The sequence below is a fragment of the Aquamicrobium sp. YD-1-mutant5 genome (assembly GCF_059509755.1).
In genome coordinates this window covers 1-21,704 of sequence record NZ_JCAKKP010000003.1, presented here as the reverse complement: position 1 = coordinate 21,704, position 21,704 = coordinate 1, and the positions used below count along the sequence as shown (strand labels likewise).

The window sequence follows — 21,704 nt, the reverse complement described above, 5'->3', positions numbered from 1 at the left end:
GCCCAACGCTCCAGCCTTGTTGAAGCCGCTTATAAGCGGCCCCATGCGGCTAGTCCAGAAAGCGAATGATCGGGAAGGTGTTAGCCGGCGGGTGAAATTACGCTGTGCGCACAGGAATTTGGCACTTTGTTGCATGGAATATTGCATAGCAGCAATATGTTGTTAATTTCACGGTCCGACAGTGAAGGTCCGGCGTCGCCGTCCTCATAGGTCGTCAGGTGGCAAGGACTTTTGATGTTCTATCAGCTTTACGAACTGAATCATGCCGCATTGCAGCCGGCCCGCGCTTTTGCGGATGCCATGCACGCGCTCTATTCCAACCCGCTCAACCCGTTTTCGGGAACCGTGTGGGGGCGATCGGTGATCGCGACGGCAGAGCTTTTCGAGCGTACCACCCGCCACTATGGCAAGCCGGAGTTCGGGCTTGATACCACAAAGGTCGACTGGGCCACCGTCGACGTTGCGGAAAGGGTCGTCTGGTCGCGTCCCTTTTGCCGCCTGCTGAATTTTCATCGGGATCTGCCGGCTGGCCGGCGCCCGGATCCAAAGCTTCTGATTGTTGCGCCGATGTCCGGCCATTTTGCGACGCTTCTGCGCGGCACCGTGGAAACCATGCTTCCGCATGCGGACGTCTACATCACCGACTGGACCGACGCGCGCATGGTGCCGGCTGCGGACGGCTGTTTCGATTTCGACGATTACGTGGACTACGTAATCGACATGCTGCACACTCTGGGCCCCGACACGCATGTGATGGCGGTCTGCCAGCCTTCCGTGCCCGTTCTGGTGGCCGCTGCGGTGATGGAGCAGCGCGGCGACCCGCTTGCCCCGGCGTCGATGACGCTGATGGGCGGACCGATCGACACGCGCCGCAGCCCGACCGCCGTGAACGTGCTGGCCGAGGAAAAAGGGCTGGAGTGGTTTCGCGACAACGCCATCATGGAAGTGCCGTGGCCGGCGCCGGGCTTCGGCCGCAAGGTCTATCCGGGCTTCCTGCAACTGTCGGGCTTCATGAGCATGAACCTCGACCGCCACATGATCGCGCACAAGGACTTCTTCATGCATCTCGTCAAGGATGACGGGGACAGCGCAGAGAAGCATCGGGATTTCTATGATGAATATCTGGCTGTGATGGATCTGACGGCAGAATTCTATCTGCAGACGGTCGACAGGGTCTTCATCAGCCATTCCCTGCCGAAGGGCGAAATGCGGCATCGCGGCAAGCTTGTCGATCCGGGCGTCATCCGCAACGTCGCGCTGTTCACGGTTGAAGGCGAGAACGACGACATATCGGGGCTCGGCCAGACGCAGGCCGCGCACGACCTTTGCGTGAACCTGCCGGATTCCAAACGGGCCCACTACATGCAGTCGCGCGTCGGTCACTATGGCGTGTTCAACGGTTCACGTTTCCGTGCCGAGATTGCCCCGCGTATCATGGATTTCATCGCCAGCAACAGACAGGATGCCGCGGCCGCAAAGCCGCGTCTGGTGCGCTCCAGACCTTCCTGACGCCGAGGCAGCGGCGACTGTTGCACATTCGCCGCTCTCCTTAACCATGTTTCAAGGCTCACCTTCAGGTCAATTGACACGAAGTGTAAATCGCCGTTAACGTTTTGTTAACGAACAGAGGCGAGCGGGCCGATGACTTCTTTTTCCTCAGGGCTGCGCTTGCGCGCCATTATGACAGGCATGACCGGACTGGCAGCCGTGCTGGCTCTTGGTGTGCCGGCTGTTATGGCCGGCTCCATGGTGACGAGCGGCATCACCTCGCAGCCAATCGGCCATTACGATTTCTGCCAGATCAACAAGGCTGAATGCTCCATCCGCACGGTCGATCGCGGCCCGGTAAAGATGACGCAGCAGCTGTGGGACATGCTGGTGAAGGTTTCCGCCGGCGTCAACGCGGCCGTCACGCCGATGAGCGATATGGAAATCTACGGCAAGGAAGAAGTCTGGGCCTATCCCGACAATGGCGTTGGCGATTGCGAGGACTATGTGCTGGAAAAGCGCCGCCAGCTGAACAAGATGGGCGTTCCGCTTTCCGACCTGCTCATCACCGTGGTCCGCAAGCCCGATGGTGAAGGCCATGCCGTGCTGACGGTGCGCACCAGCAAGGGCGATTTCATTCTCGACAACCTGCGTGATGACGTGCGTTCGTGGGAAGACACCGGCTATCGTTACCTGAAGCGTCAGGCCTCGAATCACACCGGACGCTGGGTCTCGATCCGCGACGACCAGCAGGTTCTGGTCGGCTCGGTCCGCTAAAGCATGTCGCCCGAAAGTGGGAACCGGTTTCGGGATAACGACATGCGGAAGAACAGCAACTTAAAGCGTAAGGAGCGAATCTGAAAGATCGCGACACGCTTTAAGGTCTGCTTCGCGAACCCTGCGATGCTCCCTGCCGGAAATTGGCCGGAAGCCGGGATTTCATTGCTTTGTGGAGTTCTGAAGGGCTTCAGCCAGCGACATCTTCGCGCTGCCGGGCTTCAGCGGCTTTTGCTGGGAAGCATCGGGCGCCCAGCCTGACAGCCACACCACGGGAAAGCTTGCCCTGATGCGACCGTCCGGATCGGAGAAGCGCTCGGCGTAGATTTCGGCCGCACGGGCGAACAGGGCGCGCGTGGCGGGGCGGCGTGACCGATCGGCCAGCACATTGGTTTCGCCCATGGCGCGCAGGTCCGCCATCAGCGCGAACATATGATCGTAGCGCACCGTCATGGTCTCGATGTCGGCGACCGGCAACGCGAATCCGGCGCGCTGCAACAAGGCGCCTGCGTCGCGCACATCCACGAAGGGGCTGATGCGCGGGCTGATGCCGCCATGAAGCTCTGTTTCTGCCGCAAGAAGGCTTTCGCGCAACTCGGCCAGCGTGCCTGCGCCAGCCATGGCGCCGAGAAACAGGCCGTCCGGCTTCAGCGCGCGCCTGATCTGCACCAGCATGCCGGGAATGTCGTTCATCGTCTGCAAGGACATGAGCGAGATGGCGAGGTCGATGCTTTCCGGTTCGAGCGGCACGGTCTCAAAAGGAGCGAGTACCGTGTCCGCACCGCCGGCGAAACAGGTATCGCACTCCACCCGCACGACGCTTTGCGCCTTGCCGCTGTCGCTGATGGCCGCCATTGCCGAAGGCGTCTGGCAAAAAAGCGCTGCCGCCCGCCCGAACCGGCGGTCGACCGCCGAAAGCCGCTCGGCCAGATCGTCGGCGGCATGGCGCATGAGAAAGTCCGCGCCGGGCACATCGAGACGCTGAGCCCGACGCTTGTGGACCAGCCAGAGAGGGGTGTCGAAGAGGGTCTGCACCACGTATTGCGCTTCCGGATTTTCTGCTTAATTTGCCATCTGGGCTTACCAGCTGGCAATCAGGTGGCCGATTGGAGGGGGGAGATCAAGGGGCTTGGCCGAACCATTTTGGACTGGCCGGCGCGGATATTGTTTCCCCCGGTGTGTGCCGGCTGTCGCCGTCAGGTCAGCCAGCCCGGCGTTTTGTGCGGTTCCTGCTGGCCGAGCCTGACCTTTCTGGAACGGCCGTGGTGCCCCGTCATGGGCACGCCGTTTCCGCATGAAATGGGCGAGGGATTCCTGTCGGGCGAGGCGCTGGCCGATCCGCCGCCATTCGAGCGTGCCCGTGCTGCCGTGATCTATCAGGGAGTGGCGTGCGACATGGTGCGGGGTCTCAAATATCACGATCGCACCGATCTTGCGCCATGGATGGCCGGATGGATGCTGAGAGCCGGCGCGGAATTGCTCGCCGAGGCAGACGTGATCGTGCCGGTTCCGCTTTACTGGCGTCGCTTCTTTCGTCGCAAGTTCAACCAGTCGGCTGAGCTTGCCCGCGCGCTGTCGGCGCGTTCGGGCATAAGATTCGAGCCTTCTGTAGTGAAGCGTGTGCGCCAGACCCGGCCGCAGGTCGGGCTGGAGCGGCGCGAGCGCGAGGACAATCTGCGCGGCGCGTTCCGGGTGCCGCCGGAAGGGATGCTTGCCATAGCCGGACGGAGGGTGCTGCTGATCGACGATGTCTACACGACCGGCGCCACCGTGCGGGCTGTGACCCTTGCCCTGAAAAAGGGTGGGGCGGGGGCAGTGGGCGTGCTCACCTTCGCGCGTGTGCTGCCGGGTGCCGGGACCGATGCCGGCCGGGGGGACTTCCAGCCCGCACCGACAGAGCCTATATGAATTCTGTGAAACAGGCAGGATTGTTGACCAATGGTCGATGTAACCATCTACACGCGCGCCATGTGCGGATATTGTTCGGCGGCAAAACGGCTTCTCGACCGCAAGGGCGTGGCCTACAAGGAGCTTGATGCTTCGTTTTCGCCGGAACTGCGTCAGGAGATGATCTCCCGCGCCAACGGTCGCTCGACCTTTCCGCAGATTTTTATCGGCTCACAGCATGTCGGTGGTTGTGACGACCTGCATGCGCTGGAAGAAACCGGCAGGCTCGACGCCCTGCTGGCACAGGACGCCTGACATCGGAGGATAAAGCAGATGGGAGTGTTCAGGGCAGCGGCGGTCCAGATGCGTTCGGGCATGGAGCCTGAGCGCAACGCACGGGACATGGAGGCCTTGGTGCGCGAGGCCGCAGGGCTTGGCGCAACCTATGTGCAGACGCCTGAAATGACCGGCGCCATGGTGCGTGAAAAGGAGGCGCGCGAAAAACTCTTCGTGTCCGAGGATCGCGACATCATCGTCGCCACCGCCCGCCGTCTTGCGGAAGAACTCGGCCTGTTCCTGCATATCGGCTCGACGGCGATCCGGCGTGAGGACGGCAAGGTCGCCAACCGGGCGCTGCTGTTTTCTCCCACCGGCGAGACGCTCGCCACCTATGACAAGATCCACATGTTCGACGTCGATCTCGATCATGGCGAAAGCTGGCGTGAATCCGCGGCCTACGAGCCCGGGACCCGCGCCGTCACCGCCCGGATCAACGATGCGACGCTGGGCTTTGCCATCTGCTACGATCTGCGTTTCCCGCAGCTTTTCCGTGCCGAGGCTTTGGCCGGCGCACAGGTGCTGACCGTGCCGGCGGCGTTCACCCGGCAGACCGGCGAGGCGCACTGGCATGTTCTGCTGCGCGCGCGGGCGATCGAGAACGGGGCTTTCGTCGTTGCCGCCGCACAGGGCGGCCAGCATGAGGACGGGCGCGAGACGTTCGGCCATTCGCTCATCGTCGATCCGTGGGGACGTGTGCTGGCCGAGGCCGATCACGACCGGCCGGGCGTCGTCGTGGCCGAAATCGACCCCGCACAATCGGCTGCTGCGCGCGGCAAGATACCGAACCTGAAGAATGCACGGGAATTCACGGTGGCGGACGGCGCCGGCCGGACAGTCGAAAGGGCAGAGGCTTGATCCGCTTTTCCCTCGTTTGCGAGCATGACCACGAATTCGAAGCCTGGTTTCGCAGCAGCGACGACTTCGAAACCCAGAAGAAGCGCGGCTTCGTCGATTGTCCGGCCTGCGGTTCTTCAAAGGTGGAAAAGGCGCTGATGGCGCCCGCGGTCTCCACGTCGAAGAAGAAGGAAAAGATGGCGCTGGCCATGGGCGAGGCGCAGCGCCGGGCGCTGGAGGAGATCAAGGCGCTGGCGACGAAAGTGCGGGAGAATGCCGACTATGTCGGCGACAAATTCGCCGAGGAAGCCCGCAAGATCCATTTTGGCGAAGCGGATGCGCGCGGCATCTATGGCGAGGCGACGCTGGAAGAGGCGAAGGGCCTTGCAGAGGACGGCATCGAGTTCATGCCGATCCCGGTTTTCCCCGACGACAGGAACTGACCGGACCCTGTGTCCGCTCGCTCGGCGTCCGCTCTGGCCCAATTGCCCGGATGGGTGCTGACACATTTGCGTGCCGCGCCCAGCAGGCTAGCTTCCCTGCATGAAAGCACTCTGGGACTCGGCCGCCGGCCTTCTTCTGATCACCGGATTTCTGCTCGGCGTCGGGCTTCCGCTCGGCAAGATCGCATCTGCGGCCGGCGTTCATGCCATGGTGTGGTCTTTCGTCATCTCGATGGGAGCGGGCGGCGTGCTGTTGTGCGTTCTGCTGGCGCGCCGCCAGCGCATGAGGCTGACCGGCCACCGGCTGCGCTATTTCCTGATCGCTGCCGCCATCTCCTACGCCCTGCCCAATCTGCTCGTCTTTTCGGTGATACCGAAGCTTGGCGCCGGCTATACCGGCATCATGTACACGCTGTCGCCCGTGGTGACGCTGGCACTTTCGCTGCTGCTCGGCATGCAGCGCCCCAACGCGCTTGGCATGGCCGGAATAGCGATCGGCTTCGCCGGTGCGGCGCTGGTCGCGCTGACGCGGGGCGAAGCCTCACAGCCGGCAGACCCGGTCTGGGTCGCGATCGGCCTTCTGCTTCCCGTGTTGCTGGCAGTCGGAAACATTTACCGCACCATCGACTGGCCGGCGGATACGGGGCCGACGGAACTTGCCGTCGGCAGCCATCTGGCTTCAGCAGGGATGCTGCTGGCAGCCATCGTTCTCATCCCGGGCCTGTCCGCGTTCGCGCCGCTTGCTGAAGTGCCGTGGGTGACTTTCGCTCAGGTCGTGGCTGCTGCTGCCATGTTCGCCTTTTATTTCCGGCTGCAGGCGGTGGGCGGGCCGGTTTATCTCAGCCAGATCGGCTATGTCGCGGCGGCCGTGGCGCTGCTTGCCGGCACCATCTTTCTGGGCGAGCACTATCGCTGGGAAACGTGGCTGGGTGCGCTGATGGTGATGATCGGCGTCGCCATCACCACGAAGGCACAGAAAACCGCAGCACGGCGGCAGGCCGCAGGCTGATTCGGCTCTCTTGCCTCAGGCCGGCTTCGTCCGCTCCGCCAGAACCATGTAATTGACGTCCATGTCCTTCGAGCGCTGCCACCGATCAGCCAGCGGATGATAGACGACGCCGGTGCGGTCGATGACGCTCAGGCCCGCATTGGCGAGCGCGCTTTCCAGCTCGTCCGGACGGACCAGCTTGCCGAACTGATGCGTGCCGCGCGGCAGCCAGCGCAGGACATATTCCGCGCCGATGATGGCCAGCCCCAGCGCCTTCAGCGTGCGGTTGATGGTGGCCACGAACATGATGCCGTCCGGCTTGACCATCTCGCCGCATTTGCTGATGAACAGGCCGATGTCGGAGACGTGCTCGACGACTTCCATGTTCAGCACGACGTCGAATTTTTCGCCCGCATCGGCCAGATCCTCGGCCGTGGTGGCGCGGTAATCGATGTCGACGCCTGATTCGGCGGCATGGAGTTTTGCCACCTCGATGTTGGTGGCGGATGCATCTGCGCCGACAACCTCAGCGCCGAGACGGGCCATGGGCTCGCACAGCAGGCCGCCGCCACAGCCGATGTCGAGAATGCGAAGGCCTTCGAACGGACGCGCCGCATAGGTGTCCCGGCCAAAACGCTCCGCGATCTGGTCGCGGATATAGGACAGGCGCACCGGATTGAACTTGTGCAGCGGGCGGAACTTGCCGTTCGGGTTCCACCATTCGGCGGAAAGTGCCGAAAAACGTTCAACTTCTCCGGAATCGATGGTCGATCGTCGGGTGTCGGACATGTTCTTGCTCTCCGTGGTTCGTACGAAGTCGGGTTTGGGACGCGGAAAGTCAAGGCGACATTTATACCAGACTGCGGCAATCCCTTGCGCGAAAAGTCTCTATTGGCTAAGGAGGCGGCGCATCGGCGCGAGGCTGGTTTGTCCCGTGCCAGACCGATCATCCGGGGATATCCCCGTCATTCAAAGGCATTCCGCTCCCATGGCGCGTATCGTGATGAAATTCGGCGGGACTTCGGTCGCCGACATCGCCCGCATCCGCAATGTGGCGCGGCATGTGAAACGTGAAGTCGATTGCGGCCATGAGGTGGCGGTGGTCGTTTCGGCGATGGCCGGCAAGACCAACGAGCTGGTGGCGTGGACCCGCGAAGCATCGCCCATGCACGATGCGCGCGAATACGATGCCGTCGTCGCTTCGGGCGAGCAGGTTACGGCCGGCCTTCTGGCGCTCGCGCTCCAGAATATCGGCGTCAATGCCCGCTCCTGGCTTGGCTGGCAGATCCCGATCCGTACCGACAATTCGCACGGCGCCGCCCGCATCAAGGAGATCGACGGCTCGTTCCTGATCAAGCGCTTCGGCGAGGGGCAGGTGGCCGTCATCGCCGGTTTCCAGGGGCTGGCCCCCGACAACCGCATCTCGACGCTCGGCCGTGGCGGTTCCGACACCAGCGCCGTGGCCATTGCAGCGGCCGTCAAGGCGGACCGCTGTGATATTTATACCGACGTGGACGGTGTCTACACGACCGACCCGCGCATGGAGCCGAAGGCACGCCGCCTCGATCGCATTTCCTTCGAGGAAATGCTGGAGATGGCCTCGCTCGGCTCCAAGGTGCTGCAGGTTCGTTCGGTGGAGCTGGCCATGGTGCATAAGGTGCGCACCTTCGTGCGCTCGTCCTTCGTGGAGCCGGATGCTCCCGGCATGGACGACTTTCTCAATCCGCCTGGAACGCTCATTTGCGACGAGGATGAAATCGTGGAACAGCAGGTCGTCACCGGTATTGCCTACGCCAAGGACGAAGCGCAGATATCGCTGCGTCGTGTCGCCGACCGCCCGGGCGTTTCCGCCGCCATTTTCGGGCCGCTGGCCGAGGCCGGCATCAATGTCGACATGATCGTCCAGAACATTTCCGAGGACGGCAAGTTCACGGACATCACCTTCACCGTTCCTTCCGGAGACGTCGACAAGGCGCTCGCCGTCCTGGACAAGGCGCGTGAGACGGTCGGATATGATGCCATCCAGCATGACAAGGGCCTGTCTAAGGTGTCGGTCATCGGCATCGGCATGCGCAGCCATGCGGGCGTCGCCGCCACCGCCTTCGAGGCGATGGCGGAAAAGGGTATCAATATCCGCGCCATCACCACTTCGGAGATCAAGATTTCCATTCTGATCGACGGACCGTATACGGAGCTTGCAGTGCGCACGCTCCATTCCGTATATGGTCTTGACAGGCAGTAAGGGTCGCGGGCCCGGCCGCGGGCCATTTCCGGCGCGCAGGTCCGGATAGAGCGGCCATTGGAGAAAGACGCCGCAATGCGCGAAACGGCGGTCGGCCCACGCGTTCTACTGAAACGGCTGCGCGAGCTCATGCAGGAGCCGCTGGAGCCGCAGGATAGACTCGACCGGATTGTGCGCGACATCGCCGCCAACATGGTGGCGGAAGTCTGCTCCCTTTATGTGCTGCGCGCCGATTCGGTTCTTGAGCTCTACGCTACCGAAGGCCTCAACCCCGGCGCCGTTCACCTTGTACAGCTGCGTCTTGGTCAGGGTCTGGTCGGCACCATTGCCGCCAGCGCCCGGCCGCTCAACCTGTCGAACGCGCAGGAACATCCAGCCTTCGCCTATCTGCCCGAGACCGGCGAGGAGATTTACAGCTCCTTCCTCGGTGTGCCGCTTCTGAGGGCAGGGCGCACGCTCGGCGTTCTGGTCGTCCAGAACAAGACCATGCGCACCTATCGCGACGACGAGGTCGAGGCGCTGGAAACCACCGCCATGGTCATCGCCGAGATGATCGCCACCGGCGATCTTGCCCGGCTTTCGCGTCCCGGCCTCGAGCTTGATCTCAAGCGTCCGGTTTCGTTCGGCGGCGTGTCCTTCAACGATGGCATGGGGCTTGGCCATGTCGTGCTGCACGAGCCGCGCGTCGTTGTCACCAACCTGTTCAACGAGGACAGCGACGAGGAAATCCGGCGGCTGGAAACGGCGCTGGGCTCGCTCAGGCTGTCCATCGACGACATGCTGGAACGGCGCGACGTGGCCTTCGAGGGCGAACACCGCGAGGTTCTGGAAGCTTACCGCATGTTCGCCAACGATCGCGGATGGGTGCGCAGGCTGGAAGAAGCGATCCGCAACGGGCTGACCGCCGAGGCTGCGGTCGAGAAGGTCCAGAGCGACATGCGCGCGCGCATGATCCACATGACCGATCCCTATCTGCGCGAGCGGATGAGCGATTTCGACGATCTCGCCAACCGTTTGCTGCGCCAGCTGATGGGAGCCGGCCCGGAAGACATCGCGGCGGCCTTGCCCAAGGATGCGATCATCGTGGCGCGCTCCATGGGGGCGGCGGAACTGCTTGATTATCCGCGCGAGAAGCTGCGCGGACTGGTGCTCGAAGACGGCGCCGCCACCAGCCATGTGGTGATCGTTGCGCGCGCGACCGGCATTCCGGTGGTCGGGCAGGTCAAGGGCGCCGTGTCGATGGCCGAGAACGGCGACGCCATCATCGTCGACGGTGAGGAAGGCTCGGTTCATCTGCGCCCGCAGTCGGACCTCGAATCGGCTTATGCCGAAAAGGTGCGGTTCCGCGCGCGGCGGCAGGAGCTTTATCGAGAGCTGCGCAACAAGCCCTCCGTGACCAGAGACGGCGTCCAGATCGACCTTCTGATGAATGCGGGCCTCATGGTCGACCTGCCGCAACTGGCGGAATCGGGTGCTGCCGGCATCGGCCTGTTCCGCACCGAGCTGCAGTTCATGGTGGCCTCCACCTTCCCGCGCGCCGAGAGTCAGGAACAGCTTTACCGGGATGTGCTGGATGCCGCGCGCGGCAAGCCCGTCACCTTCCGCACCATCGACATCGGCGGCGACAAGGTGCTGCCCTATTTCAAGAACAACACGCCGGAGGAGAACCCGGCGCTCGGCTGGCGCGCCATCCGCCTCACCCTCGACCGGCCGGGCCTGCTGCGCACCCAGATCCGCGCTTTGCTCAAGGCTGCCGGCGGGCGCGAACTGAAGCTGATGCTGCCGATGGTGACGGAGCTCGGCGAGATCGCCCAGGCGCGCGAAATCATCGACCGCGAGGTGCGCCATCTGTCGCGCTTCGCGCATCTGTTGCCCAACAGCCTCAAGCTCGGCGCCATGATCGAGGTGCCCTCGCTGCTGTTCCAGCTCGACGAGCTGATGAAGGCGGTGGATTTCGTATCGGTCGGTTCCAACGACCTGTTCCAGTTCGTCATGGCCGTGGATCGCGGTAACACGCTGGTGGCCGATCGCTTCGACCCGCTTTCGGTGCCGTTCCTGAGGGTTTTGAAGACCGTCGCGGATGCAGGCCGGCGCAACCACACGCCGGTGACGCTGTGCGGCGAACTGGCCGGCAAGCCGATCTCGGCCATGGTCCTGATCGGCCTCGGCTTCCGCTCCATTTCCATGTCTCCGGCGTCGATCGGCCCGGTCAAGGCGATGCTGACGGAGCTGCCGGTGGCGGAGCTGGAGGCGTTTTTCGCCGACAATCTGTCGGCCACCGCGAACGATATTCCGATGCGGGCGCTGTTACACGCCTTTGCCGACGACCATTCTATCCCCCTTTAGTGCATTCCGGCGTTTTGAAGAAAGTTGGAGTGAACAGGGTCTTTTCATCCGCATCTGTGCCAAGCTGGCTTTACGGTCCGTTTGCTGGATGCCCAGCCCGGCAACGGTAGCAGCATGAGCAGTCTTCCCCGCGATCGCATGGATCAGGTCGTCAAACGTTTCGAAATGCTCGAAGCGCAGATGGCGGCTGGCCCGGAGCCGGAAGCCTATGTGAAGATGGCTTCGGAATATTCCGAGTTGCAGGATCTTGCGGGCAAGGTCCGCGCTTTGCGGGAAGCCGAGCGCGAGCAGGCAGATCTCACCACCATGCTGGCCGACAAGTCGACCGATGCGGAGATGCGCGAACTGGCTGAAGCCGAATTGCCTGATGTCGAAGACCGCATCGAGGCGCTGGAGCATGACATTCAGATCCTCCTTCTGCCCCGCGATGCGGCAGACGAGAAGAATGCCATCCTTGAAATCCGCGCCGGCACCGGTGGAGATGAGGCGGCCCTGTTCGCGGGCGATCTCTTTCGCATGTATGAGCGCTATGCGGCCGGGCGCGGCTGGCGCTTCGAGGTCATTTCGGCCAGCGAAGGCGATGTCGGCGGCTACAAGGAAATCATCGCGACCGTTTCCGGCAAGGGCGTGTTCGCGCATCTGAAGTTCGAATCGGGCGTGCATCGCGTCCAGCGCGTGCCCGAAACCGAGGCGCAGGGGCGCATCCATACCTCGGCGGCCACGGTCGCCGTGCTTCCGGAAGCAGAGGAGGTCGATATCGACATTCGCGCCGAAGACATCCGCATCGACACCATGCGCGCCTCTGGCGCCGGCGGCCAGCACGTCAACACCACCGACTCGGCCGTGCGCATCACTCACCTTCCCACAGGCATCATGGTGGTGTCGGCTGAAAAATCGCAGCATCAGAATCGGGCGCGGGCCATGCAGATCCTGCGTGCGCGCCTGTTCGACATGGAGCGCACCCGTGCAGCGGAAGAGCGCTCCGAATCGCGCAAGTCGCAGGTCGGCTCCGGCGACCGCTCCGAGCGCATCCGCACCTATAATTTCCCGCAGGGGCGGGTGACCGACCACCGCATCAACCTCACTCTCTACAAGCTGGATCGGGTGATGATGGGCGAGATGGACGAAATCATCGATGCCCTCATTTCCGACCATCAGTCGAAGCTGCTGGCCGATATGACGGAGAGCTGAGGTTTTGCGCCGTCGCCGGAGGCTTCCTTGACCCTTGCAGAACTGTTGCGTCTTGCCCGGCAAAGGCTTGAAGCTTCGGGAGTTGAAGATGCCGCGCTGGATGCGCGCCTTCTGGTGGAGCATTTCACCGGCACCAGCCGCAGTGACGCCATTGCGCGGCCGGACATGGTCACAGAGGCACGGGTGGTGGCAGCGGTCGAGGCCGCGCTTGAACGCCGATGCGCCGGCGAGCCTGTCCACAGGATCCTTGGCTTTCGGGAGTTCTACGGCCTTGAGCTGTCGCTGTCGGCGCAGACGCTGGAGCCGCGGCCGGACACAGAGATCCTAATCGACACGATCCTGCCTTTCATGCGTGACGTCGCTGCGCGGGAAGGGGCGTGCAGGGTGCTGGACCTTGGCACGGGAACCGGCGCCATTGCGCTTGCCCTGCTCGCCAATGTGCCGGACGCCTCGGCAATCGGCGTCGATGTTTCGCCGGATGCACTGGCAACCGCAGCGCGCAACGCCGTCGGTCTCGGCCTTGCAGATAGGTTCACGACCCTGCGCAGCGACTGGTTCTCACAAATAAACGGTCGTTTCCATGTAATTGCCTCAAACCCTCCCTATATTCGTTCCGATGACATTGCCGGCCTGCAAGCTGAAGTCCGGTTATTTGATCCGGTGCGCGCTCTGGATGGTGGAGAGGACGGATTGCAACCCTACCGCGTCATCGCCGCGCAGGCAGCCGCCCATCTCGAACAAGATGGTGCCGTGGTCGTGGAAATCGGCAATACGCAGCGTTTGGAGGTCATCTCCATTTTTGAAAATGAAGGTTTTCGGCTGCTGGAAGCCAGACGCGATCTGGGCGGAAATGACCGGGTTCTTCTGTTCGCAGTTGCGTAAAGAGCTTGTACCCGCGGCGAAATAACGCTTGGCAAGGTCTGCAAATATAGATAGGGTCACCTCAACCGGATGAGTTGAAGCAGGCAGATCTTCCAGAGATTCGGTTCCCTTGGACATAGCTGCCTTATGCGCAAATGGCGCTGAATGCTTCGCGGGGAATCATCCGGTAAGTGTTATGTGACCGGGACAAGGTGGCACGTGGCGCCAACGCAATCGATGCGGGCGAGCACCGGCGGGATGACAAATCGGCAGGCCCCATGAGCCTTGCCGCCGCGATAGGTTTTTCTTGATTTTCCAACTGAAGAGACTCGGATGAGGCCACAACAGCAGAACAGGCGTATGCGCGGTCGCAACAATGGCGGCAATAATAACAATAATAACAATAACAACCGCAAAGGGCCGAACCCTTTAAGCCGGAATTACGAGAGCAATGGTCCGGACGTCAAAATTCGTGGCTCCGCTCAGCAGATCGCCGAAAAATACACGACGCTCGCTCGTGATGCGATGAGCTCCGGTGATCGCGTGATGGCTGAAAACTATCTGCAGCACGCCGAGCACTACAATCGAATCATTGCTGCCGCACAGGCGCAGATGCCGATCCAGCATGTACAGCCTGTACGTGACGACTTCGACGATGAAGACGATCGCGATGACGCAGAAGTTGCTGCCAGCACCGGCAATGAAGCGCATCAGAACCAGCCTCAGGCCGGGAATGGCTCGGGTCCGCAGCCGGTGATCGAAGGCGTTCCCGCCGAAGTTGCGCTGAACGCGGAAGAAGTTGCCGAGAATCGCGTTAACCGCGAAGGCGGTCGGGGCCGCGAGAGGGCCGGCGGCCAGCGCGGCGAACGCCGCACTCGCGAACCGCGCCAGAAGGACAGCGAAGCTGCCGCTACACCGGCCGTGGCTGAGGCGGAAGAAGCTGCTTCGCCTGCTGCTGTAGCTGATGATGCTGCGCTGGCACCTCAACCCGATCTCGGCCCGGCCGCTCTGGCCGCCGAGGCCGAGAAGAAGGAAGCAAAGCCGGAGGCGGAAGCGCCTGCCAAGCCGCGCCGTCCGCGCAAGCCGCGCGCCACTGCGGCGAGCAAGGAAGCGGCCGAGGGAGCGCAGGCTGAAGAGCCGGCCGTGGCCGCTTCGGAAAGCTGATCCGAGAACTCTTTTTGAAGATATGAAAAGCGGTGGAGAGAAATCTCCACCGCTTTTTTGTCGTCGAAAGCATGTGCGGCGAAGAAGCCCGGAAAATTCCTCCTGTTACGTCCACGGGCTCCTTGAGAGCATTGGTTGTGCGCCCCATATCTGTGAAGAATTGAACCTGGCTCCATGGGGCGGGTTCGTCACCGCAATCTGCTCCGGTGCCGCACAGCGGGCCGGACAGCCAAGGAGACAGGCATGAATCTTGATAAATATTCCGAGCGCGTGCGCGGCTTCATTCAGTCGGCACAGCAATACGCACTGAACCGAAACAACCAGCAGTTCACGCCCGAGCACATTCTCAAGGCTCTTATCGATGACGATGAAGGTTTCGCAGCCTCGCTGATTGATCGCGCCGGCGGTCGTGCGAAGGATGTGGAGCTCGGCGTTGATGCAGCGCTCGAGGCACAGCCGCGCGTTGAGGGTGGCAATGGCCAGCTTTATCTGGCGCAGCCGCTGGCCAAGGTATTTTCCACCGCCGAGGATCTGGCGAAGAAGGCCGGCGACAGTTTCGTAACGGTGGAGCGTCTGTTGCAGGCGCTGGCGATGGAGAAGTCGGCGGCAACATCCGACATTCTCGCCAAGGCAGGCGTGACCCCACAGGCGCTCAATCAGGTCATCAATGACATCCGCAAGGGCCGCACCGCCGACTCGGCTTCGGCAGAGCAGGGTTATGATGCGTTGAAGAAATATGCGCGCGACCTGACGGCCGACGCGCGCGCGGGCAAGCTCGATCCGGTCATCGGCCGGGATGACGAGATTCGCCGCACCATTCAGGTGCTTTCGCGGCGCACCAAGAACAATCCGGTGCTGATCGGCGAGCCGGGCGTCGGCAAAACGGCGATCGCCGAAGGGCTGGCGCTGCGCATCGTCAATGGCGACGTGCCCGAATCGCTGAAGGACAAGCAGCTGATGGCGCTCGATATGGGCGCTCTGATTGCCGGCGCGAAATATCGCGGCGAGTTCGAGGAGCGGCTGAAGGCCGTGCTGAACGAGGTCACTGCCGCGGCCGGCGGCATCATCCTGTTCATCGACGAGATGCACACGCTGGTCGGCGCCGGCAAGGCGGATGGGGCGATGGACGCTTCCAACCTGCTAAAGCCGGCACTTGCACGCGGCGAACTGCACTGCGTTGGCGCAACCACGCTCGACGAATACCGCAAGCATGTGGAGAAGGATCCGGCGCTCGCACGGCGTTTCCAGCCCGTATTCGTGGATGAGCCGACCGTCGAGGACACGGTTTCGATCCTGCGCGGCCTGAAGGAGAAGTATGAGCAGCACCACAAGGTGCGCATTTCCGACTCGGCTCTGGTCTCGGCTGCGACCCTGTCCAACCGCTATATTGCCGATCGCTTCCTGCCCGACAAGGCCATCGACCTTGTCGACGAGGCGGCATCGCGCCTGCGCATGCAGGTCGATTCCAAGCCTGAGGCGCTGGATGAGATCGACCGTCGCATCATGCAGCTCAAGATCGAGCGCGAGGCGCTGAAGGTCGAGAAGGATGAAGCTTCCAAGGATCGTCTGGTGCGGCTGGAGAAGGAGCTTTCCGATCTGGAAGAGGAATCTTCGGGACTGACCGCCAAGTGGCAGGCTGAAAAGCAGAAGCTTGGTCTGGCCGCCGATCTGAAGAAGGAACTGGACGCAGCGCGCAACGAACTTGCCATTGCCCAGCGCAAGGGTGAATTCCAGCGCGCCGGCGAACTTGCTTATGGCCGGATCCCGGAACTGGAAAAGAAGCTGGCCGAGGCTGAAGCCCATGACGGCAAGCCGGGCGGCATGGTCGAAGAGGTCGTCACGCCCGATCACGTGGCACATATCGTGTCTCGCTGGACGGGCATTCCGGTCGACAAGATGCTGGAAGGCGAGCGCGACAAGCTTCTGCGTATGGAAGACGAACTGGCGAGGCGTGTGGTCGGTCAGGGCGAGGCCGTGCAGGCGGTCTCCAAGGCCGTGCGCCGTGCGCGCGCGGGCTTACAGGATCCGAACCGGCCGATCGGCTCGTTCATGTTCCTCGGCCCCACGGGCGTGGGCAAGACGGAGCTGACCAAGGCTCTGGCTTCGTTCCTGTTCGACGACGAGAACGCCATGGTGCGCATCGACATGTCGGAGTTCATGGAGAAGCACTCCGTGTCCCGGCTCATCGGCGCGCCTCCCGGCTATGTCGGCTATGAGGAAGGTGGCGCCCTGACGGAAGCTGTGCGGCGCCGGCCTTATCAGGTCGTGCTGTTCGACGAGATCGAGAAGGCGCATCCGGACGTTTTCAACGTTCTGCTGCAGGTTCTCGATGACGGACGCCTGACCGACGGACAGGGCCGCACGGTCGACTTCCGCAACACGCTGATTGTGATGACTTCCAACCTCGGTGCGGAATATCTGGTCAATCTGACCGACGATCAGGACGTGGATGTGGTGCGCGACGATGTGCTGAATGTCGTCAAGGCTTCGTTCCGGCCGGAATTCCTGAACCGCATCGATGAGGTGATTTTGTTCCACCGCCTGCGCAGGCAGGATATGGGCCAGATCGTCCGCATTCAGCTCAAGCGGCTCGAAAGCCTGCTGGTCGATCGCAAGATCCATCTCGAGCTGGATGACGAGGCGGTCGAATGGCTTGCGCAGAAGGGTTATGATCCTGCCTATGGCGCACGCCCGCTGAAGCGCGTGATGCAGAAGGAGTTGCAGGATCCGCTGGCCGAGAAGATTCTCGGGGGCGAAATCCTGGACGGCTCGACGGTGAAGGTGACCGCCGGATCCGATCGCCTGAACTTCCGGAGCCGGTCGGGTGCGGGAGCCGAGGCCGAACAGGCAGCGTAAGCCCCGCTCCAGCCGTGCTGGCTAAACAGGATGGCCGCAGCAATGCGGCCATCTTCATGCCCGGTTCATCTTGGAAAATTATCTTCAAAGGTCGGGTTGTGGGCAAAATGCCCTGAAAAATGATTCGCCCCTGCGGGCGTATGGAATGCATGGAGAGCTTAGCCTGCATGTCGTCGCATATTTTCCTGTCCGCTTCGGTAATTGCCGCAGCATTGTTTTCATTCGATGCGATGGCTTCCCGGGGCTTTGGTTCTGCTGAAGAGCAGAGGCCGGTGTCCGAACCGGCCGGTTCGCTGATGCTGGCGCAGTCGGGCGATCTTGAAGTGTATTTCGATGGTGCCGGCAACCGCGTTATCGTCGACAGCTATACGGGCGAGGTGATCGCGGTCGAACCGCCGGATACGCGCCGCGACCGGCGGGCAATGCGCCGGCAGCAAAGGCAGCAGGAACGGTATTACAACGACGACCCCGGCGACATGGAGCGCTTCCTTCAGCGCCAGCGTGAAGAAGAAGCCCGGGTCTACGATCCCTATTCCGGCGGCTATTATCAGGAATTCCCTGAACCGCCGGGCGACACCTATCGCGGTCCATCAGGCGAGTTCCCGCAGGTGCCGGATTCTTCACGAATCGAAAGGCGTCAGCTTGAAGAGGCTTCGCTCGAACCCAATCTTCGCGCACCCGACTCGCCATCCAAGCCGGCGACGCCGACGACGCGCGTCGATTCTTCCCTCGCACTTGGCGCGCGTGAGGATATAGCCGCACTGCAAATCCTGCTCGATCGGGCTGGCGCCTCGCCGGGCGTGATCGATGGCCGGTTCGGTTCCAATGTGGAAAAGGCGTTGGGCGTCTATCGGGAAATCACCGGCCAGACGCTGCGTTCCACGGATGCCATCGCCATTACCGAGGCTCTGGCCAACACCGGCGGCGACGCCTTTTCTCATTACGAGATCACCAATCAGGATGTGGCCGGACCCTATATCGCCTCGGTTCCGGTTGATTACAGCCATAAGGCTCAGCTCGAACACATGTCTTTTACCTCCGTGGAGGAGGCACTGGCCGAGCGGTTCCACATGGATGAGGCCTATCTAAAGGCGCTCAATCCGGAAGCCAACTTCAATCGTCCCGGGACCATTATCAGGGTTGCGAATTTCGGCAGGCTGGTTTCGACGCCCGTGGCGCGTATCACCGCCGACAAGGCGACGAAGCAGGTGCGTGCCTATGATGAAAGCGGCAAGCTGGTCGCGGCCTATCCCGCAACCATCGGCTCCTCGGCGACGCCTTCACCTTCCGGAATCCATGCCGTGACGCGCATCGCCGTGAATCCCAACTACACCTACAATCCAAAGGTCAATTTCAAGCAGGGCGAGAACGACAAGGTACTGACGATTCCGCCTGGCCCCAACGGGCCGGTCGGTTCGATCTGGATTGCGCTCGACAAGCCCACTTACGGTATCCATGGGACGCCGGAGCCCTCGAAAATCGGCAAGACCGAAAGCCATGGCTGTATCCGCCTGACCAACTGGGACGCGGCCGAGCTCGCCAAGCTGGTGAAGCCGGGCGTAACGGTGGAATTTATAGACTGATCCCGCGGGGCGGCGTCGGAGACTGAAGGGCGCCCGCCAAAACTCCTTTGCAGCCAGAATTTTTGCGGGAGAGGGGCGGGGTTTTGCGTCAGCCTTCGACCTTGTTGGCGCTCGCGACCTTGAGCCCGTTGCGGTCCTGCCGCTGCAGCAATTCGTCGATCCGCGCGCGCTCGCGCTGGAAGCTGGCCAGTTCATCGCCCTTCAGAACCTTGCCGACAGGCAGGCGCACGCGCATCGGATCGACCTTGGTTCCGTTGACGATCAGCTCATAGTGAAGGTGAGCGCCGGTCGAGAGGCCGGTCGAGCCGACATAGCCGATAACCTGGCCCTGCCGCACCCGCGCACCGGCAACGATGTTCTTCGCAAAACCGCTTTGGTGATTGTAAGAACTGACATAGCCATTGGCATGGCGGATCAGCGTCTGGTTGCCATAACCTCCCGCCCAGCCGGCCTTTTCGACGACGCCATTGCCCGCGGCGATGATCGGCGTGCCGCGCGGGGCCGACCAGTCCACACCGGTGTGCATGCGGGTGTAGCCCAGGATCGGGTGCCTGCGGCCGCCGAAGCCGGACCGGAACTTGCCATTCGGCAATGGATTGCGCAGCAGGAACTGCTGGGCGCTGCTGCCGTTTTCGTCGAAATAGTCGAATGAACCGTCTTCCATGCGGAAGCGATAGAAATTGCGGGACTGTCCGCCGATGCTGGCGGACACATAAAGAAGCTCGGAATTTTCCGAGGCATCGTCGTCCTCGTCGGGCTGAGAGAAAAGCACTTCCAGTCGGTCCGACGTTGTGGTGCGCGACTGGAAGTCGACATTTGAGGCGAGCAGCCTGATCAGGCGCTGCGTCATTTCCCGGGACATGCCGTAGGAATAGGCGGCCCGGTAAATGCCGTCATATACGGTAGGCAGGTTGCCACGCGCCTGAACCGGCGGGGAATCATCAAAGGCGGTCAGCAACTCGGGATTTGGTTCCGGTTCGCCGGCAGGTACATATTGCCCGTCATCATTGCGGGCTATGGTCACGATGTGGCGCTTCCTGTCGTAAACGCCCGTGCGAACCACGGTGGCAACGTCGCCACGGATTTCCAGCCCCACACGCAGAACGGTTCCGGATTTGAGGGCGGGCGCATTCAGCAGCTTGGCGATGGAGGCTGCCATCCCCTTTGCATCACTTCCGTCATAGCCTGAATCGGCCAGGGCTTCATCGATCCGGCGATCTTCCCGGAACGGGATGATCTCCTCTGCGAACACCGGGCCCTGTTCGCCGGCTTCCGGGTCTGGTCGTGGCGCCACGGATACGTTTTCAGGAACGACCCTGACGCCGTAAGTGCCGGCGAGACTCTGCGTCAGCTGGTCGCCGAAACGCTGCGGGTCGACATAATGCAGCGATGCAACCTGAATTGAACCTTCGGAAAGGTCGTCGGCTGCTTCGCGGACAACCTTCTCGACCTCGTCTGCCGACAGTTCGCTCTTTTCATCGAAGGAGGCAGTAGCGATCGGGAAGTCGATGGTTTTCAGGCTGATCTCGCTTTCAACCTTGGCTCCGTAAATCTGTCCGGCGATCGCGGATGGTGCCGCTGCCGGTGCCGCGCCATCATCTCTGAACACGCGCAAGGGATCGAAAGCCGGATAGGATGTCGTCGTCGTGTAGGCCGCGGCCAGCGCCATGTTGACCTGCACCAGCGGTATCGAGTGGATTACCTCGCGGTCGCCGACCCTGGTGACCATGGAAACATCCATGCGCCGGCGGTCCTTGGCGCGGGAAATTTGGCGGGGAGGCGTAACACGCGGTTTCTTGGCCTTCGCGCCGGAAACGTCGTTCGATGCAAGGCTGGCGAGTTCTGCGATTTCCGGAGGTGTTGCGAGCTGCTGGCGCCCGTCGAGCGCGGCCAGCAGGGCAACGCCCATCAGCACGCTTGAGGTTACCCCTGTAAGGAATGTGCCCGAGAGCCAGCGTGCGGAAACCTCCCGGCGATCCGGGGGGCTCATGCGGCCGTCCTCTATAAGAGGCGGCTCGTTGCCGAGTTCGGCTATGACCTCTTCGGTATCCCGCATCCAGAAAGGCTGCTTCTTTCCCGTGGTCTCTTACATCTTGTCGATGACGCGGAAACGACCTTTGCCTGCGTAAGAGGCTCAAGTCAACGAAACCGTGTCGATGCCGGCGTCGCCTCCCGGATGCCCCTATATATAGAGAGGAGGGATGCGGCGCCTGCACGTGCGCATGTCGGCCTTCAATGAGGCGGCAATAGGGCCTCGAATCGCGTTTTGCGAGTCAAGAGGCCTGCGCCGAAAAAACGTGAAAAAACAGTGAAGAACGCCGCCAAAACTTTTGTCGTAAAAAATACAAAAAACTTCAAAATCGTTGTTGACTCTTTGGGCGGTCACCCCCTATAACCCGCTCAACAACGACGGCGGTGCCGCTGGCGACGGAAGAGTTCGCTCTAAACGAAGCCAAAAAGTTAGCCGGTTCGGAGTTGACAAAAAGCCAGAGACAAGCGATAGCGAAACTCTGACGGGCCCTCGCTGAGAGGCGGATGCGGCCTACAGACCTCACTTCATGTGAAGTCCGTTCTTTGACAATTGAATATGAAGAAAGAGAAGCGTGGGCGGCAGAGTTTAGCTTCCTCGGAGTAAGGGTTTTGGCCTTTGCAGTGATGGGGATTACGAGACTTTGGCGGACACGTTTCGAGAGAAAGTTACACCG

At 62.0% G+C, this 21,704-nt stretch carries 17 protein-coding genes; 14 read left to right on the top strand and 3 right to left on the bottom strand.

All coding sequences use genetic code 11. From position 1 onward, the window contains the following. Window positions 1-234: 234 nt before the first annotated feature. Window positions 235-1,509 (top strand): polyhydroxyalkanoate depolymerase, encoded by a 1,275-nt coding sequence (locus AC5XE7_RS04280; protein WP_495364963.1) that lies wholly within the window; start codon window positions 235-237, stop codon window positions 1,507-1,509. Between the two features lie 132 nt (window positions 1,510-1,641). Continuing rightward, a complete protein-coding gene (locus AC5XE7_RS04275) occupies window positions 1,642-2,265 on the top strand; it encodes a transglutaminase-like cysteine peptidase (protein WP_495364961.1) in 624 nt (207 codons plus the stop codon). 162 nt (window positions 2,266-2,427) lie between these two features. Here AC5XE7_RS04275 and AC5XE7_RS04270 read toward each other — a convergent pair whose 3' ends face one another. Next, window positions 2,428-3,300, bottom strand: a complete 873-nt coding sequence (locus AC5XE7_RS04270; protein ID WP_287944460.1) for a methyltransferase domain-containing protein — start codon at window positions 3,298-3,300, stop codon at window positions 2,428-2,430. A 63-nt stretch (window positions 3,301-3,363) separates the two neighbouring features. Here AC5XE7_RS04270 and AC5XE7_RS04265 point away from each other — a divergent pair, with 63 nt between their 5' ends. From AC5XE7_RS04265 to AC5XE7_RS04245, 5 genes are all read left to right on the top strand, one after another. Further along, window positions 3,364-4,173: a ComF family protein gene (locus tag AC5XE7_RS04265; protein WP_495364960.1), complete on the top strand. Its 810-nt coding sequence runs from the start codon at window positions 3,364-3,366 to the stop codon at window positions 4,171-4,173. Between the two features lie 30 nt (window positions 4,174-4,203). Then, complete coding sequence (gene grxC / locus AC5XE7_RS04260) at window positions 4,204-4,467, top strand: glutaredoxin 3 (protein ID WP_239799572.1); 264 nt, start codon at window positions 4,204-4,206, stop codon at window positions 4,465-4,467. An 18-nt stretch (window positions 4,468-4,485) separates the two neighbouring features. Continuing rightward, on the top strand, window positions 4,486-5,346 hold the full coding sequence (locus AC5XE7_RS04255) for a carbon-nitrogen hydrolase family protein (RefSeq protein ID WP_495364959.1): 861 nt from the start codon (window positions 4,486-4,488) through the stop codon (window positions 5,344-5,346). Beyond that, window positions 5,343-5,768: a DUF1178 family protein gene (locus AC5XE7_RS04250; protein WP_183833192.1), complete on the top strand. Its 426-nt coding sequence runs from the start codon at window positions 5,343-5,345 to the stop codon at window positions 5,766-5,768. The genes AC5XE7_RS04255 and AC5XE7_RS04250 overlap by 4 nt, the downstream gene beginning before the upstream one ends. Before the next feature lie 100 nt (window positions 5,769-5,868). Next, window positions 5,869-6,777 (top strand): DMT family transporter, encoded by a 909-nt coding sequence (locus tag AC5XE7_RS04245; protein WP_495364958.1) that lies wholly within the window; start codon window positions 5,869-5,871, stop codon window positions 6,775-6,777. A gap of 15 nt (window positions 6,778-6,792) precedes the next feature. Here the strand turns inward: AC5XE7_RS04245 and ubiG are convergent, their stop codons facing one another. Beyond that, a complete protein-coding gene (gene ubiG / locus AC5XE7_RS04240) occupies window positions 6,793-7,545 on the bottom strand; it encodes a bifunctional 2-polyprenyl-6-hydroxyphenol methylase/3-demethylubiquinol 3-O-methyltransferase UbiG (RefSeq protein WP_495364957.1) in 753 nt (250 codons plus the stop codon). Window positions 7,546-7,744: 199 nt separating this feature from the next. On the opposite strand from ubiG, the gene AC5XE7_RS04235 reads away from it, so the two are divergent. The 7 genes from AC5XE7_RS04235 (at window position 7,745) to AC5XE7_RS04205 (ending at window position 18,999) form a co-directional block, all read left to right on the top strand. Next, window positions 7,745-8,998: an aspartate kinase gene (locus AC5XE7_RS04235; protein ID WP_183833185.1), complete on the top strand. Its 1,254-nt coding sequence runs from the start codon at window positions 7,745-7,747 to the stop codon at window positions 8,996-8,998. A gap of 75 nt (window positions 8,999-9,073) precedes the next feature. Further along, complete coding sequence (gene ptsP / locus AC5XE7_RS04230; RefSeq protein WP_495364956.1) at window positions 9,074-11,344, top strand: phosphoenolpyruvate--protein phosphotransferase; 2,271 nt, start codon at window positions 9,074-9,076, stop codon at window positions 11,342-11,344. Between the two features lie 114 nt (window positions 11,345-11,458). Continuing rightward, on the top strand, window positions 11,459-12,535 hold the full coding sequence (gene prfA / locus AC5XE7_RS04225) for a peptide chain release factor 1 (protein ID WP_495364955.1): 1,077 nt from the start codon (window positions 11,459-11,461) through the stop codon (window positions 12,533-12,535). 27 nt (window positions 12,536-12,562) lie between these two features. After that, window positions 12,563-13,417, top strand: a complete 855-nt coding sequence (gene prmC / locus AC5XE7_RS04220; protein ID WP_495364954.1) for a peptide chain release factor N(5)-glutamine methyltransferase — start codon at window positions 12,563-12,565, stop codon at window positions 13,415-13,417. Between the two features lie 312 nt (window positions 13,418-13,729). Next, window positions 13,730-14,560, top strand: a complete 831-nt coding sequence (locus AC5XE7_RS04215; protein ID WP_495364953.1) for a DUF4167 domain-containing protein — start codon at window positions 13,730-13,732, stop codon at window positions 14,558-14,560. A gap of 243 nt (window positions 14,561-14,803) precedes the next feature. Then, entirely contained in the window at window positions 14,804-17,416 is a 2,613-nt protein-coding gene (gene clpB, locus AC5XE7_RS04210) for an ATP-dependent chaperone ClpB (protein WP_495364952.1), read from the top strand. A 167-nt stretch (window positions 17,417-17,583) separates the two neighbouring features. Then, window positions 17,584-18,999, top strand: coding sequence for a L,D-transpeptidase family protein (locus AC5XE7_RS04205; protein WP_495364951.1), 1,416 nt, complete (start codon window positions 17,584-17,586; stop codon window positions 18,997-18,999). Between the two features lie 88 nt (window positions 19,000-19,087). Here the strand turns inward: AC5XE7_RS04205 and AC5XE7_RS04200 are convergent, their stop codons facing one another. Next, the gene (locus AC5XE7_RS04200) at window positions 19,088-21,055 is read right to left on the bottom strand and encodes a M23 family metallopeptidase (RefSeq protein WP_495364950.1); all 1,968 of its coding nucleotides are present in this window, start codon (window positions 21,053-21,055) and stop codon (window positions 19,088-19,090) included. Window positions 21,056-21,704: the final 649 nt, after the last annotated feature.